This is a genomic window from Micromonospora sp. ATCC 39149 (genome assembly GCF_000158815.1).
Taxonomy (GTDB): domain Bacteria; phylum Actinomycetota; class Actinomycetes; order Mycobacteriales; family Micromonosporaceae; genus Micromonospora.
Genome location: NZ_GG657738.1, coordinates 1,679,709 through 1,694,324, shown reverse-complemented (window position 1 = coordinate 1,694,324; position 14,616 = coordinate 1,679,709). Strand labels below are relative to the sequence as shown.

14 protein-coding genes and 1 pseudogene are annotated in these 14,616 nt (G+C 72.7%); 6 read left to right on the top strand and 9 right to left on the bottom strand.

The genetic code is table 11. The annotated features are described in order from the left end of the window. Positions 1-13: 13 nt before the first annotated feature. The 4 genes from MCAG_RS06835 to MCAG_RS06820 all read right to left on the bottom strand — a co-directional run bounded on the left by MCAG_RS06835 (position 14) and on the right by MCAG_RS06820 (position 3,024). Positions 14-217 carry a hypothetical protein gene (locus tag MCAG_RS06835; protein WP_036372631.1) on the bottom strand — a complete coding sequence of 68 codons (204 nt, stop codon included), beginning with the start codon at positions 215-217 and terminating at the stop codon, positions 14-16. Positions 218-426: 209 nt separating this feature from the next. Continuing rightward, positions 427-1,473, bottom strand: a complete 1,047-nt coding sequence (gene trpD / locus MCAG_RS06830) for an anthranilate phosphoribosyltransferase (RefSeq protein WP_007072239.1) — start codon at positions 1,471-1,473, stop codon at positions 427-429. Between the two features lie 82 nt (positions 1,474-1,555). Further along, positions 1,556-1,951, bottom strand: coding sequence for a hypothetical protein (locus MCAG_RS06825; RefSeq protein ID WP_007072238.1), 396 nt, complete (start codon positions 1,949-1,951; stop codon positions 1,556-1,558). Between the two features lie 104 nt (positions 1,952-2,055). Beyond that, the gene (locus MCAG_RS06820) at positions 2,056-3,024 is read right to left on the bottom strand and encodes a cytochrome c oxidase assembly protein (protein ID WP_036372628.1); all 969 of its coding nucleotides are present in this window, start codon (positions 3,022-3,024) and stop codon (positions 2,056-2,058) included. A gap of 108 nt (positions 3,025-3,132) precedes the next feature. Between MCAG_RS06820 and MCAG_RS06815 the strand changes: the two genes are divergently transcribed. The 5 genes from MCAG_RS06815 to MCAG_RS06795 all read left to right on the top strand — a co-directional run bounded on the left by MCAG_RS06815 (position 3,133) and on the right by MCAG_RS06795 (position 8,283). Beyond that, a complete protein-coding gene (locus MCAG_RS06815) occupies positions 3,133-3,732 on the top strand; it encodes a heme-copper oxidase subunit III (RefSeq protein ID WP_007072236.1) in 600 nt (199 codons plus the stop codon). A gap of 72 nt (positions 3,733-3,804) precedes the next feature. Beyond that, the gene (locus MCAG_RS06810; RefSeq protein ID WP_007072235.1) at positions 3,805-4,641 is read left to right on the top strand and encodes a cytochrome c; all 837 of its coding nucleotides are present in this window, start codon (positions 3,805-3,807) and stop codon (positions 4,639-4,641) included. A 67-nt stretch (positions 4,642-4,708) separates the two neighbouring features. Beyond that, the gene (locus MCAG_RS06805) at positions 4,709-5,797 is read left to right on the top strand and encodes a ubiquinol-cytochrome c reductase iron-sulfur subunit (protein WP_007072234.1); all 1,089 of its coding nucleotides are present in this window, start codon (positions 4,709-4,711) and stop codon (positions 5,795-5,797) included. Further along, positions 5,794-7,419 (top strand): cytochrome bc complex cytochrome b subunit, encoded by a 1,626-nt coding sequence (locus tag MCAG_RS06800; RefSeq protein ID WP_036372625.1) that lies wholly within the window; start codon positions 5,794-5,796, stop codon positions 7,417-7,419. Before MCAG_RS06805 ends, MCAG_RS06800 begins: the two co-directional genes overlap by 4 nt. A 189-nt stretch (positions 7,420-7,608) precedes the next feature. Next, positions 7,609-8,283, top strand: coding sequence for a DUF4142 domain-containing protein (locus MCAG_RS06795; RefSeq protein WP_007072232.1), 675 nt, complete (start codon positions 7,609-7,611; stop codon positions 8,281-8,283). A 140-nt stretch (positions 8,284-8,423) separates the two neighbouring features. On the opposite strand, the gene MCAG_RS06790 is transcribed toward MCAG_RS06795, so the two are convergent. The 5 genes from MCAG_RS06790 to MCAG_RS06770 form a co-directional block, all read right to left on the bottom strand. Then, entirely contained in the window at positions 8,424-8,711 is a 288-nt protein-coding gene (locus MCAG_RS06790) for an Lrp/AsnC family transcriptional regulator (protein ID WP_007072231.1), read from the bottom strand. Between the two features lie 179 nt (positions 8,712-8,890). Continuing rightward, positions 8,891-9,751, bottom strand: a complete 861-nt coding sequence (locus tag MCAG_RS06785) for a sugar phosphate nucleotidyltransferase (RefSeq protein WP_036376550.1) — start codon at positions 9,749-9,751, stop codon at positions 8,891-8,893. A gap of 41 nt (positions 9,752-9,792) precedes the next feature. Further along, positions 9,793-10,326, bottom strand: coding sequence for an NUDIX hydrolase (locus tag MCAG_RS06780; protein ID WP_007072229.1), 534 nt, complete (start codon positions 10,324-10,326; stop codon positions 9,793-9,795). A 53-nt stretch (positions 10,327-10,379) separates the two neighbouring features. Beyond that, the gene (locus MCAG_RS06775) at positions 10,380-12,170 is read right to left on the bottom strand and encodes a bifunctional (p)ppGpp synthetase/guanosine-3',5'-bis(diphosphate) 3'-pyrophosphohydrolase (protein ID WP_036372621.1); all 1,791 of its coding nucleotides are present in this window, start codon (positions 12,168-12,170) and stop codon (positions 10,380-10,382) included. Between the two features lie 128 nt (positions 12,171-12,298). After that, complete coding sequence (locus MCAG_RS06770) at positions 12,299-14,056, bottom strand: DEDD exonuclease domain-containing protein (protein ID WP_036372619.1); 1,758 nt, start codon at positions 14,054-14,056, stop codon at positions 12,299-12,301. A gap of 128 nt (positions 14,057-14,184) precedes the next feature. Between MCAG_RS06770 and MCAG_RS06765 the strand changes: the two are divergent. After that, positions 14,185-14,616 (top strand): annotated as a pseudogene (locus MCAG_RS06765) (hypothetical protein); the annotation flags it as partial.

The window sequence follows — 14,616 nt, the reverse complement described above, 5'->3', positions numbered from 1 at the left end:
CAGCGGGGCGGGGTCAGGCTGCCCGGCGCCGGGGCGCTGGCCCCCGGCGGGCGGTGAGCTGGGTCGCCGGGAAGGTGAACGTGGCGATCAGCATGGCCGCGCCGCAGCCTGTGCAGGCCAACTCCGGGCAGGCGGTGCCATGGCCGTCGGCGCACGGCGGCACCTCGAACGGCCGCACGCCCTCGCAGGTGTCGCAGTAGAGCTCGCGGTCCGACACGGGCGTCTCCTCTCGTCGCCGGACTCCGCCGTGGTCGTGAGCGCCGCCGGGCGGGCGACCGACCGGGATCCGCGCGGCGCGCGGCTACCTCGGCCCGATCGACCCGATCGGGCCGGCCGGGCAGAGGAAGGCCGGAGCGGGAGTCCGAGAATCACTCGGCTGTAGTTTCCCACGGAGGGCCGACAATTCCCGTCAGCGGGAGCCGGCGGTCAGGCGGTGCTGGCGACCTCGACCCAGCGGTCGAGCACGGCCGCGGCGGCGCCGGAGTCGATCGCCTCGGCGGCGCGGCCCATCCCGGCGCGCAGCGCCTCGGTCAGGTCCCCGTCCAGCGGCCCCTGGGTGGCCAACGCGGCGGCGGCGTTGACCAGCACCGCGTCGCGGACCGGACCGGCCTCGCCGGCCAGCAGCCGCCGGGCCACGCCGGCGTTGTACGCCGCGTCGCCGCCCCGCAGGTCGGCGAGGGTGACCCGGGGCACCCCGAGGTCCGTCGCGTCCAGCAGCGCCTCCCGGACGGTGCCCCGCTGGGCCGCCCAGACCCGGGTGGGTGCGGCGGTGGTGAACTCGTCGAGGCCGTCCTCGCCGCGCAGCACCAGCACCGAGTCGCCCCGGGCGGCGAAGACGGCGGCCATCACCGGGGCCATCCGCCGGTCGAAGCAGCCGACCGCGCCGGCCCGGGGCCGGGCCGGGTTGGTCAGCGGGCCGAGGAAGTTGAAGAACGTCGGGACGCCCAGCTCGCGCCGGACGGGGCCGGCGTGCCGCATGCCCGGGTGGAACCGGCCGGCGAAGCAGAAGCCGATGCCGGCCTCCGTCACGCAGCGGGCCACCCCCTCCGGGGTCAGGTCCAGCGGGACGCCCAGGAACTCCAGCAGGTCGGCGGTGCCGCAGGAGGACGAGGCGGCCCGGTTGCCGTGCTTGACCACCCGTACGCCCGCGCCGGCCACCACGAGGGCGGCCATGGTGGAGATGTTCACGGTGTGGGCGAGGTCACCGCCGGTACCGACCACGTCGAGCGCGGACGACCGCAGCTCCTCCGGCAGCTCGACCTGAACCGCCTCGCCGAGCATCGCCTCGACCAGCCCGGCGACCTCGGCCGGGGTCTCGCCCTTGGCCCGCAGCGCGACGGCGAAACCGGCGATCTGGGCCGGGGCCGCCGCGCCGGACATGATCTCGCCCATCGCCCAGGCGGTGTCCGCGGTGGAGAGCTCCTCCCCGCGCAGCAGCGTGGCGAGCAGATGCGGCCAGGTCCGTTCGCCCATGGCGGGCCTCCCGAGCGGGCGTGGGGATGCGGTGGACGGGTACGAGCGGCGCGGGCCGGCACGACGGCCGGGCCGGGGTGGCTCAGGCCGGGGCGTGGCTGCGCAGCAGCTCGGCCACGGTGGCGCCGGTGGTCACCGGGTCGAGCGGGTGCACGAGGGTGGCGTCGACCTCGGCGTACGCGGCCAGCCAGCGGTCGGCGGCGCGAGCGATCACCACGCAGGTCGGGGGAGCGTCGTCCCGGTCGTCCTTGATCTGGCGGGCGATGCCGAGGCCGCCGCCCGGGCTCGCCTCGCCGTCGAGCAGCATCAGGCCGATCTCGTAGTCGTCGACCAGCCGGACGCATTCGGCGTAGTCGGACGCATCGACGAACTCGACGCGCAGCCCGGGCGCCGGGCGGGTGCCGACGGCCAGCCGCATCTGGTCGCGGACCTGCGGGTCGTCGCTGTAGAGCAGGACGGTGCAAAGACGATCGCTCATCGCTGGCTGACTCCCACCTCGTAGCTGCCGAGCATCGTACCCGTCGCCGCCGGCCGGTCGATTTCCCGCCCGGCCGGGCCGGTGAGCGTACCGGAAGGGGCTGGTCAGGCAGGGGATTGCTCGGCCTGGTAGGCGCGTTCGCGGGCCTCCTGGCGATCCAGCTCGCGGTCGAGCCGGCGGGCCTCGCGCTCGGACTGGCGCACCCACTGCACCACCAGGACCGCGAGCATCGTCACACTGACGAACTCGCCGCCGGCCCACAGGATGCCCCCGGCGACCACCTGGTCTTCGGCGGGGTTGGACCAGGTGAGGCCGAGGGACGGGTACCAGTCGCCGCCGAAGAGGGTGGTGCTCTGCATGATCGTGAGCCCGAGCACGGTGTGGAACGGCACCGACAGCACCATCAGCAGGGCCCGGGCCGGGTACGGCCAGCGCCCCGGCAGCGGGTCGAGCCCGAGCAGCGGCCAGAAGAACACGCAGCCGGTCATGATGAAGTGCGCGTGCACCAGCTCGTGCGCCCAGGCGTGTTCGAGGGTGTAGCGGTACAGGTCGCTGAAGTACAGCGCGAACGGGTTCACCACGAAGATGGCGAACGCCACCAGCGGGAAGGTGTAGACCCGGGCGACGCGGCTGTGCACGATCGCCAGCAGCCGCTTGCGCGGCCGGACCGGCAGAGTGCGCAGCGCCAGGGTGACCGGCGCGCCGAGGGCGAGGAAGATGGGGGAGACCATCGACAGCACCATGTGCTGCACCATGTGCACCGACAGCAGCGCGGTGTCGTACGCGTGCAGGCCGCTGACGGTGACCGCGGCGATGCCGCCCAGGCCCGGGCCGAGGAAGAAGACGGTGCGGGAGGGCGGCCACCGGTCGCCGCGCAGCCGCAGCCGGTACACGCCGTAGAGGTAGAGCCCGGCGGCGAGCACCAGCCCGAGGGCCAGCCAGCTGTCCAGCCGGGTCTCGGTGAACACGCGGGCCACGGTGAACGGCGGCGGCAGCGGGTCCCCGCCGGCCGCGAGCGCCCGGGGCGCGGCGACCGCCGAGGTGGCGGCGAAGATCGAATCGACGTGCTGCACGCGTTTCAGGCTAGGCCAGGCGAACCGGACCGCCACGATCGGGCCACCGGTGCTACCGGTTTGGCCCCCCGCTGATCGCCGGCCGTGGTCAGGGGCAATAATGACCGCGTGACTGCGGCCCCAGCCATTGACAAGAGCCGGATCCACTCCCTGACGCGGCCCAACATGGTCAGTGTCGGGACGATCGTGTGGCTCTCCAGCGAACTCATGTTCTTCGCGGCGCTGTTCGCGATGTACTTCTCCATCCGCGCGGCGGCGCCGGAGCAGTGGGCGAAGCACACCGAGCACCTCAACGTCCCGTACGCGACCACCTTCACGGTGATCCTGGTGTTGTCCTCGGTGACCTGCCAGCTCGGGGTGTTCGCCGCAGAGAAGGGTGACGTCCACGCCCTGCGGCGCTGGTTCACGATCACCTTCGTGATGGGTCTGATCTTCGTGCTCGGTCAGGTGAACGAGTACGTGACCCTGGTGCACGAGGGCGTGAAGATCAACGCGGACGGGTACGGGTCGATGTTCTACCTGACCACCGGCTTCCACGGCCTGCACGTGACCGGCGGTCTGGTCGCCTTCATCATCTTCATGGTCCGCACGACCATGGGCCGGTTCACCCCGGCGCAGGCCACGTCGGCGATCGTCGTGTCGTACTACTGGCACTTCGTCGACGTCGTGTGGATCGGCCTCTACGCCATGATCTACTGGCTTCAGTGATCTTGGCGCGTCACGAACCGCGCCGCTGCCCCGTCCTCTGAGACAAGGTCCCACCGGTTAAGGACACAGGTCATGACTTCTGACAACGACCGCCGACGCGGTCTGCTCGCGCGGTTGCGTGGCGAGCGGCCCGCAGCGCGCAGCAGGGGCCGCCGCCGGCTGGGCGCCGCGGTCCGCCTGATCGCCGCGCTCACGCTGGCCGGCGGCGCCTACACCGTCTTCGCCCCCGGCGTGCAGGCGCAGGAAAACCCGCCGCTCACCGGCGCCGCCGCAGAGGGCAAGGCGCTGTTCGACGTGAGCTGCGTGACCTGCCACGGCCGTAACGCGCAGGGTGTCGAGGGTCGTGGCCCGAGCCTGATCGGGGTCGGCGCGGCCTCCGTCGAGTTCCAGGTGAGCTCCGGCCGGATGCCGATGGCCCGGCAGGAGGCGCAGGCCATGCGCAAGCCGCCGGTCTTCAACGACGAGCAGGTCCGCCAGCTCGCTCGGTACGTCCAGGAGCTCGGCGGGGGTCCGCAGGTCCCCGAGGGCGACCTGCGCGAGGGCGCCAACCTGGCCACCGGCGGCGAGCTGTTCCGGATCAACTGCTCGCAGTGTCACGCCTTCGGCGGTGGCGGCGGTGCCCTGTCCTCCGGCAAGTACGCGCCGAGCCTGCGCCCGGCCAGTGACCGGCAGATCTACGCCGCGATGCTGAGCGGCCCGCAGAACATGCCGGTGTTCGGGGACAACCAGATCACCCCGGACCAGAAGGCGGACATCATCGCCTACATCCAGGACACCCTGAAGCACGACCAGGACCAGGGTGGCTTCAACCTCGGTCGGTACGGGCCGTCCACCGAGGGTCTGGCGATCTTCCTGATCGGCATCGTCGCGCTCGTCTTCGCCAGCCTGTGGATCGCGGGCAAGTCGTGACCGAGCGGATCATTCGATTCAGCGCCGCGGTGCCGCGGTGCGGCACCGCCCGTAGCGAGGTGACGGCATGAGCACCAAGACCGAGCACCAGGCCCACCCGGGCCCGGAGCCGCTCGACGTCCACGACCCGCGGCTGAGCCGGTTCGACATCGTCCGGGAGGGCGCGCGCCGGGACGACATCGAGATCGTCCACTACGAGGAGCAGGTCGTCCCGGGCAGCAAGGCCGAGCGCCGGCTGACCCGTACGGTCGCCTCGTTCTTCCTGCTGACCGGCCTCGCCGCCACCGCCTTCCTGGCCATCTACATCTGGTGGCCGTGGGAGTACGAGCCGGGCACGGGCGGGGACAAGTACTACACCCCGCTGCTCGGCCTCACCCTCGGCGTGGCGCTGCTGGGCATCGGCTTCGGCATCCTGACCTGGGGCAAGAAGCTGCTGCCCAAGGAGGTGTCGATCCAGGACCGGCACGAGAACGACCCGAACGCGCCGGAGAGCCGCAAGATCACCGGCGAGACGATGCTCTACCTCGCCGACGAACTCGGCGTGAAGCGTCGCCCGCTGCTGGGCATCTCGCTGCTGGCCGGCCTCGCCCCGGTCGGCGCGGTCGCCGCGGCCCCGCTGGTCGGTGGCCTGATCTCCAACCCGCACAAGAACAACCAGATGTTCACCACCGGCTTCGCGCCGGCCGACGGCCACAAGGTCCGGCTGGTCCGCGAGGACGGCCGGCCGATCCGCCCGGCGGACATCAGCGCCGGCGGCCAGCTCACCGTCTTCCCGGGCATCGAGCACGGGGTGAGCAACAAGCACGCCGACTCCCCGACGCTGCTGATCCACCTGCGCGAGTCCGACGCCCAGGTGTCCCGCGAGGCCAACCAGCGGGTCGGCCACGGGAACTACATGTGGGGCAACTACGCGGCGTTCTCCAAGATCTGCACGCACGCGGGCTGCCCGGCGAGCCTGTACGAGCAGCAGACCAACCGGCTGCTCTGCCCGTGCCACCAGTCGCAGTTCCTGATCACCGACAACGCCCGGCCGGTCTTCGGCCCCGCGAGCCGGCGGCTGCCGCAGCTGCCGATCGAGGTGGACGACGAGGGCTTCTTCGTGGCGCGGTCGGACTACACCGAGACCGTCGGGCCTGACTTCTGGGAGCGGCCGTGAAGCGTCGTAAGTTGGACATGGCCTCCGTTCCGGGCAAGGCCGCGGTGGGGGTGGACGAGCGCTTCCAGGTCTCCACGCCGCTGCGCAAGCTGCTGAACAAGGTCTTCCCCGACCACTGGTCGTTCCTGCTCGGCGAGATCGCGCTGTTCTCGTTCGTCGTGCTGCTGCTGACCGGCGTCTTCCTGACGTTCTTCTACGAGCCGGCGATGACCGAGGTGGTCTACAACGGCAGCTACGCCCCGTTGCGGGGCACGCCGATGTCGGCCGCGTACGCCTCCAGCCTGGATCTGTCGTTCGACGTCCGGGGTGGCCTGATCATGCGGCAGATGCACCACTGGGCGGCGCTGCTGTTCATGGCCGCGATCGTCGTGCACATGCTGCGGGTCTTCTTCACCGGCGCGTTCCGCAAGCCGCGCGAGACGAACTGGATCATTGGCTCGCTGCTGTTCTGGGTGGGCTTCCTGGCCGGCTTCACCGGCTACTCGCTGCCCGACGACGGCCTCTCCGGCACCGGCCTGCGGATCGCCTCCGGCATCATGCTGTCGATCCCGGTGATCGGGTCCTGGGTCACCTCGTCGATCTTCGGCGGGGAGTTCCCGGGCGACATCATCATCAGCCGGTTCTTCATCGCCCACGTTCTGCTCATCCCGGGCCTGCTGGTGGCGCTGATCAGCGCCCACCTCGGCCTGGTCTTCAAGCAGAAGCACACCCAGTGGCCCGGCCCCGGCCGGACCAACGAGAACGTGGTCGGCGAGCGGATGTTCCCGCGCTACGCGCTCAAGCAGGGCGGCTTCTTCATGGTCGTCTTCGGCGTGATCGCGCTGATGGGCGGCCTGTTCCAGATCAACCCGATCTGGTACTTCGGTCCGTACGAGGCGTGGGTGGTCTCGGCCGCCAGCCAGCCCGACTGGTACGTCATGTTCCTCGACGGCTCGACCCGCCTCATGCCGGCGTGGGAGATCAACATCCCGATCGGCGACGGGTACGTCATCCCGCCGCTGTTCTGGCCCACTGTCGTGCTGCCGGGCATCCTGGTCGGCCTCTCCACGCTCTATCCGTTCGTGGAGGCCCGCCGGCTCAAGGACTACCGCAGCCACAACCTGCTCCAGCGCCCCCGGGACGTTCCCGAGCGGACGGCGATCGGCGCGATGGCGGTGGCGTTCTACATCGTGCTGACCCTCTCCGGTGGCAACGACGTGATCGCGGACAAGTTCCAGATCAGCCTGAACGCGATGACCTGGGCGGGCCGTATCGGCCTGCTGGTGGTCCCGCCGCTGGCGTACTACGTGACGTACCGGATCTGCCTCGGTCTCCAGCAGCACGACCGGGAGGTGCTGGCCCACGGCGTGGAGACCGGCATCATCCGCCGGCTGCCCGACGGCCGGTTCGAGGAGGTCCACCAGCCGCTGGCCGCCGGCGGCCACGACGGTCACGGCGAGCTGGAGTACGTCGGCTGGGTGGTGCCCAAGAAGATGAACCGGCTCGGTGCCCTCGGGCCCGCCATCCGGGGCTTCTTCTACCCGATCGAGAAGCCGGCCGAGGCGCCGGTCTCGCCGGGGCACCCGCCGGTCGAATCCCGGCCGGAGCGCAAGGAGATCGGCAGCGGCAGCTCTCCCCGCTGACCTGCCCCAGAAGGCCGTACGTGGCGCCCGCCGGATTCCTCCGGCGGGCGCCACGTCCCGTTTCCGCCCCCGGGTGAGCACCGAGCGCCGGCGGCACCCTGGGGCCTGGCGCGAGGCGGCTGCGGATTCGCAGGGTTAATCCGGGTCAGCCGGGTATCCGTGCGGTCCAACGAAACGGGGGAGGGAAACATGTTGGGTCTCAAGCGCCTCGGACTGCTCGCCGCCCTGGTGGTGGTGGGGTTGGCGCCTGCGACGGCGGCGCAGGCCGCGCAGCCGTCGACGCAGGACAGCCAGTACCTGCAGGCGCTGCACCAGGTGAACCTCGCGGAAATCGAGTTGGGGAACCTGGCGCAGCAGAAGGGCCAGAACCAGCAGGTCAAGGACCTGGGTGCGCAGTTCGTCACGGACCACACCCAGCTCGACCAGACGGTGCAGGACACCGCACAGCAGCTCAACGTGACGCTGCCGGACGCGCCGACCGCCGATGAGCAGAAGGTCATCGACCAGCTGAACAAGCTCAGCGGCGCCGAGTTCGACAAGGCGTGGGTGACCGCCGAGCTGGCCGGCCACGTCCAGGCCATCCAGGCCACCCAAACGGAGATCTCGCAGGGCACCGAGCAGTCGGTGGTCGCGCTGGCCCAGAACGCCCTGCCGGTGCTCCAGGCGCACTACGACGCACTGGTGGCCCTGGCCCAGACCCTGGGCGTCCCGGTCCCGCAGACCAGCCCCAGCGGCACGCCCAGCCCGGGCGCGACCACCACGACGCCGGCTCCGGGCGGCACCACCGAGGCCCCTGCCCCGGGCGGCACCACCGAGACGCCGGCCCCGGAGAACACCGAGACGCCGGCCCCGAGCGTCAGCTGACGCCGCGACACTCCAGGTAGGTAGCCAGCCCGCCGACCGGCGGGCTGACTACCGCCGTCGCAGGGGACCTGGTCGGCACCGTCGTGGCGGGGGGACCCGGTCGGTCGTGGCCGTGGGACCGGTCGGCGCCGTCACGGGGGTCAATCCGCGCCGGCCAGTCCGATCGCGAACGCCTCCTCCAGGTCATGCTGCGAATACGCCCGGAAGGCGATGTGTGACTCAGTGTTGATCACTCCGGGCACCTTGGAGATGCTGCCGGCGATGACCCGGGCGATCTGGTCGAACTCCCGGACCCGCACGATGGCGATCAGGTCGACGTGCCCGGCCACCGAGTAGACCTCGCTCACCCCGGGCAGGGCCGCCAGGTTCTCGGCCACCTCGGGAATCGAGTCGGTGGCGCAGTCGATCAGTACGATCGCGGTGATCACTGGTCTGCCCTTCGTCGTACGGCCACTCCACGCCGGTCGCGGCGTCAACGACCATGGTAGGGCCCGGCCGGGGGGCGCACCGGGCGAGTCGGGGGCGCACCGCGGGGCGGCCGTGACGTACGGGGCGCGGCCGGGCGGGGAGAGGCTGCGGGCGGAGCGGGCGCGATGGGGCGTACCCCTCAGCGGGGCCCCGCGACGACGGTCAGGCCCCCGGCCACGCGGACCACCCCGGTCAGGTGTTCCCCGGCGACCACCTCGGCGCCCGGCCAGAGCACCGAGCGGGTCACCTCGCCCCGCACGGTCGCCCCCGCGCCCACCACGGCCTCCCGGCATCGTCCGGTGACCGTGGCGGTCGGGTCGATCAGGTTGCCGCCGCCCGCCGCGTGCAGGTTGGCCGCCAGGTAGTCGGCGGGCGTGCCGGTGTCGTAGAAGATGCCGGCGTACGGCACCACGGTCAGCGCCCCGGCCGCCTCCGCCGGCCGCCACACCGCCCGGACCAGGTCGCCCGGCTCCACCGCGAGCCCCCGTACCAGCCGCCACGGCAGCAGCGAGAAGCCGGTGAACCGGTGGCCCGAGAAGGTGCCGGGGGCGGCGGGGTCGTCGGCGGGCTGGCCGAGCAGGCGTACGCGCTCGCCGTCCCAGCCGGCCAGCAGCGCGGCGATGTCCGGCCCGGGGGCGGCGGCCGGGTCGGCGAGGTACGCGTCGGCGTTGCCGACCAGCACGGCCCGGCCGGCGATCCAGTCCCGCAGGTTCGCCACGCCGCCGGCCGTGCCGAGCGGGGCATCCGGCTCGACCGAGAGGTGGGCCCGGTCGCCGACGTGCGCGACGACCTGCTCGCCGAGGTAGCAGGCGTTCACCGCCACCCGGGCCGGGCCGGCGAGGCCGAGCCCGGCGAGCCGGGCCAGCGCCCGGTCGAGCAGCGCGACGTTGCCCACCGGGCAGAGCGCCTTGGGCAGCCGCTCGGTGAGTGGGCGCAGCCGGGTCCCCTCGCCGGCGGCGAGCACCACCGCGCAGACCTCCGGCCCGCCGGCCGCGCCCACCGTGGCCCCCGGCGTGCCCGCCGGATCGGCCGCCGGGGTGGTCACGCCGTCGGACCGGGCGACGCCTTGCCGGCGCGCGGCCCGATGCCGTACCTGCCGAGCAGGTTCGCCGTGGCGCGGCTCAGCCTCGGCAGGTCGTCCAGCGGATGCCAGGCGGCCTCGAAGACCTCGGCGCCGTCCACCGCCAGCGTCGTGGTCGACGCCGGAACCTCCGCCTCGAAGACGACGTCCACCCAGCCCTTGGCGTGCACGACCGCGTTCGGCACCGCCGGGCGGAGCTGATCGGGGGAGAGCCGGATCCCGGACTCCTCGAACAGCTCGCGCGCCGCGCCGACGACCGGCTCCTCGCCGCGTTGCAGCAGCCCGGCCGGCAGCGTCCAGCTGTGGCCCGGCGGCTGGCGCAGCAGCAGCAGGCGCCCGGGGCCGTCGGCCTCGGTGTCGCGGACCAGGGTGACCGCCCCGACGATGTACTTCGGGGTGGCGAGCCGGACCAGCCGGCGTCGCACCGACACGGGCAGTCGGTAGAAGACCTGGTAGGCAAAGGCCCGTCCGGTGGCGCGGGAGCGGGGGATCATGGGTCCAGGCTAGTGGCCGGCGCGTGCCGGGCCGGCCACCGGGGGGACAAGCGTCACTGGCGGTGGTCGACCAGGTCGATGAGCTGTAGCACCACCGCGTCCGGTTCGAGGGCCCGGTCGAAGACCGCGACCAGCAGGGTCTCCAGATCCGGGTACCCCAGCTCCTCGGACAGCCGCAGCAGCGGCAGGTCGTTGGCGAGCCCCCGGTCGTGCTTACGCAGCGCCAGCCCGATCGTGGCCCGGCCGAGGCGGACCTTGTCGGCGATCGAGATCCCCGGCTCGGTGTGGTCGGCGAACCAGCGGTTGATCTGCATCTGGGCGTGCGGGGACTTGACGAAGCCGAGCCACTCCCGACGGGGGCCGCGCGGGGCGACGTCCGCCTCGAAGCCGGTCTCCGCGTCGGACTCGGTGAAGATCTCCACCACGTCGCCCTCCTCCAACTCGGAGGAGAGCGGGGCGAGCCGGCCGTTGATCCGGGCCGCCAGGCAGTGGTCGCCCCGGTTGGGGCCCAGCTCGTACGCCACGTCGACGGGAGTCGCCCCGGCCGGCAGCACGACCTGCCGCCCCTCGACGAGCACCTGGATCTGCGCCTCGGCGAGGTCGCAGCGCAGCGACTCCAGGAACTGCGCCGGGTCCGGCGCCTCCTGCTCCCAGTCGAGCACCCGGCGCAGCCAGTCGAGCTGCTCGGCCCGGGCGGCGGCGGTCCCGGCCGGGCGGGGGAAGCGGAAGTCCGCGGCGATGCCGTACTCGGCGGCGCGGTGCATCTCCTCGGTGCGGATCAGCACCTCGACCGTGCGGTCCTTCGGGCCGCAGACGGTGGTGTGCAGGGAACGGTAGAGGTTGTTCTTCGGTGAGGCGATGAAGTCCTTGAACCGGCCGGGCACAGGTCGCCAGAGGCCGTGCACCGCGCCGAGGGCGGCGTAACAGTCGGTCGCCGGCCCGTCCACGACGATCACGATCCGGGGCAGGTCGAACGGGACGCTGTGCCCCCTGGCGACGGTGTCCTTCCAGATCGAGTAGAGGTGCCGGGGGCGGGGGGAGACGTGGGCGTCGACGCGGCTGCGGCGCAGCGCCACCTTTGCCTTGGCGACCACGTCGTCGAGGTACGCGTTCCAGCCGGGCCGGTCGTGCACGAAGCGGGCGATGCGGGCGTGCGCTTCGGGCTCCAGGTGCAGCAGCACCACGTCGTCCAGGTCGCGTTTGAGGGTCTGGATGCCGAGCCGGTCGCAGAGCGGGACCAGCACCTCCAGCGTCTTGCGGGCGATCCGCTCCCGCGACGCGGCCGAGCGGACCCCGAGGGTGCGCATGTTGTGCAGCCGGTCGGCCAGCTTGATGATCAGGACCCGGACGTCCTTGCCGGCCGCGACGATCATCTTCCGGGTGGTCTCGGCCTCGGCGGCCTTGCCGTAGAACGCCTTGTCGAACTTGGTCACCCCGTCGACCAGGTGGGCCACCTCGCCGCCGAAGTCCTCCGCGAGGGCCTGCAGAGTGTAGCGGGTGTCCTCCACCGTGTCGTGCAGCAGCGCGGCCACCAGGGTGGTGGCGTCCATGCCCAGCTCGGCGCAGATCTGGGCGACCGCGAGCGGGTGGGTGATGTACGGCTCGCCGCTCTTGCGGAACTGGCCGCGGTGCATGTTCTCCGCGATCGTGTACGCCCGGCGCAGCACCGACGCCTCCGTGCCGGGGTGGATGCCCCGGTGGGTGCGGATCAGGTGGGTGACCGGGTCCGCGTCGGCGGTGGGCCAGCTCAGCAGCGACCGTAGCCGCCGGGCCAGGGGCAGGTCGCCCGGCTGGGTCGGGAGCGCGCCACCCAGGGCGGCGCCGCGTCCGGCGTCGACGTCCACGAGGGACACCTCCTCACCCCGGCCCCTCGGTCACCGGGCACGGCAACTGGGAGCAGGCCCACGAAACGGGCAGTACTGCACTTCCTTAACAGCCTAAGCGAGTCGAGGTTGTCCGATCGGTCACTTGGTCATGGGCGTTCGGTCGAGAGTTGGCGAGGAACGGCGCTCTCGATCTTGCTGAGCAGGTCGCGAAAGCGGGCCGCCCCGGCGGCCGGGGATGCCCAGCCAGAGGACATCTCCACCAGCCGGGTCTCGGGTCGCTCCAGCCAAGACAGGATGCGCTCGGACTCCTCGGCGGAGGCCCGGGGCACCGGGCCGGGCCCGGGCGGGACCGTCTCGGCGGTCGCCCGGATCAGCTCGATCGTCGATCGCGGGTGCATACCCGGCGGGGAGACCCCGGCCCCCGCCAGCCGGCCGTGCCGGACCAGGGCCAGCTCCCAGCCGCCCCGGGCGGCCGGCCGGGCGGCGGCCAGCTCGGCGATCCCGGCCAGCGCGGTCAACCGTTGCATCCGGACGGTCGCCCGGAGCACCGCGGCGAGTCGGGCCCGCACCACCGCCGCCTCCTCGTACCGCTGGTCGGCCGCGAGCGCCCCGATCCGGGCCAGCAGGGCGTCCACCACGGCCCCCGGGTCGGTGGCGGTGGCTGCGCGGAACGGGGCGACGGCGCGGTCGGCGTACTCCCCGGGGGTGATCCGGTGCTCGCAGGGCGCCGGGCAGCGACCCAGCTCGGCCAGCGCGCAGGCCGGGGTGACCGTGCGTAGCGACAGCCGGTGGGTGCACTGGCGCAGTGGGAGCGCGTCGTGGAAACCGGCGGCGGCCAGCTCCGCCGCCCGCTGGGAGCCGAACGGGCCGAGGTAGACCTCGTCGCCGTCGGCCAGCGACCGCACCACCGACAACCGGGGGTACGGCCCATCGGTGAGCTTGAGCCAGACCATCCGCTCGGGGAACTTCGACCGCCGGTTGTACGGCGGCGCGTGCGCGCCGATCAGCCGCAGCTCCCGCACCTCGGCCTCCAGCGAGTGGGCGCACTCGATCGCCTCCACCCGCTCGGCGGCGGCCAGCATCTCCGACATCCGGGCCCGCTTCTCGGCGGCGGTGAAGTAGCTGCGCACCCGGGTGGCGATGTCGCCGGAGGTGCCGACGTAGAGCGGCCGGTCGTCGGCGGCCCGGAAGATGTAGATCCCCGGCACCTTCGGCAGCCCGTCTGCGAGGTGGCGCTTGCGCCGCTGGGTCGGGGTGACCGCCCGGGCGAACTCGATCGCCTCGCCGACGGTGTCGACCCGGTGCCCGCCGAGGCGCGCGATGAGGCCGTGCAGCACGTCGACGGTGGCCTTCGCGTCGTCCAGCGCGCGGTGGGTGGGTCGGGTGGCGGTGCGGAAGTAGGACGCCAGGGTGCCCAGCTTGCGGTTGGGCACCTCGTCGCGGCCGAGCACCCGCCGCGCCAGCGCCGCCGTGTCGAGCACTCGGGGGTTGGGCCAGCGGTAGCCGTGCCGGGCGCAGGCGGCCTTGAGGAAACCGACGTCGTACGGCGCGTTGTGGGCGACCAGCACCGCGTCGGCGACGAACTCCAGGAAGCTCGGCAGCACCTGCTCGATCGGCGGCGCGGGGACCAGCATGGCCTGGGTGATCCCGGTCAGCACGGTGATGAACGGTGGGATCGGCACGCCCGGGTTGACCAGGGTGGCCAGCACCCCCAGCTCCTCACCGCCGCGCACCTTCACCGCGCCGATCTCGGTGATGCCCCCGCCGTCCGGCGCGCCGCCGGTGGTTTCCAGGTCGACCACCACGAAGGTCGTCGCGTACAGCGGCAGTGCCGGATCCACGCCGGTACCCGCCGCCTGGCCCAGCCCGGCGAGCGCCTGCTGGACGTACTCCGCTCCGCCCACCCGGGGCACGGTAGACCTTGGGTCCGACACTTGTGCAACAACGGCCCCACCGGTCACCCTGGGGGCTAGGATGAGAGATCGGCTCACTCACCGGGCGGTGGGCCCGGTCGCGGTGGGAGACTTGTCACATGCCCCTCACCGAGCCGTACGACGACAACCTCCCGCAGGAGGAGTCGGTCGGTGCTGCGCGCCACGCCGGTGAGGACGCCCCCGAGCCGAAGCAGGGACTGCCGGAGCCCGAGCCGACGCTGCCCGAGTCTGAGCCGATCCTGCCCGAGTCTGTGCGTCAGCGGATCGTCGCGCTCACCGCGGCCGTCCTGCCGGTTCTGCCCGGCGACGAGGTGCCGGTGCCGCTGCGCCGGGTGGCCAAGTTCGCGCCCAACCGCCGCGCCCGGCTGGGCGCGCCGATGATCGCCGCCCAGCTCACCGCTGACCGCCTGTTCCGGCAGCGGATCACCGCCCGGTTGCTGGCCGACTCCGGCGACCTCGGCACCTCCGTGGTCGCCGGCACCGCCCCGGCCGCGGCCGACCCGGTCGAGGTGGCTGCCCTGGCGTACCTG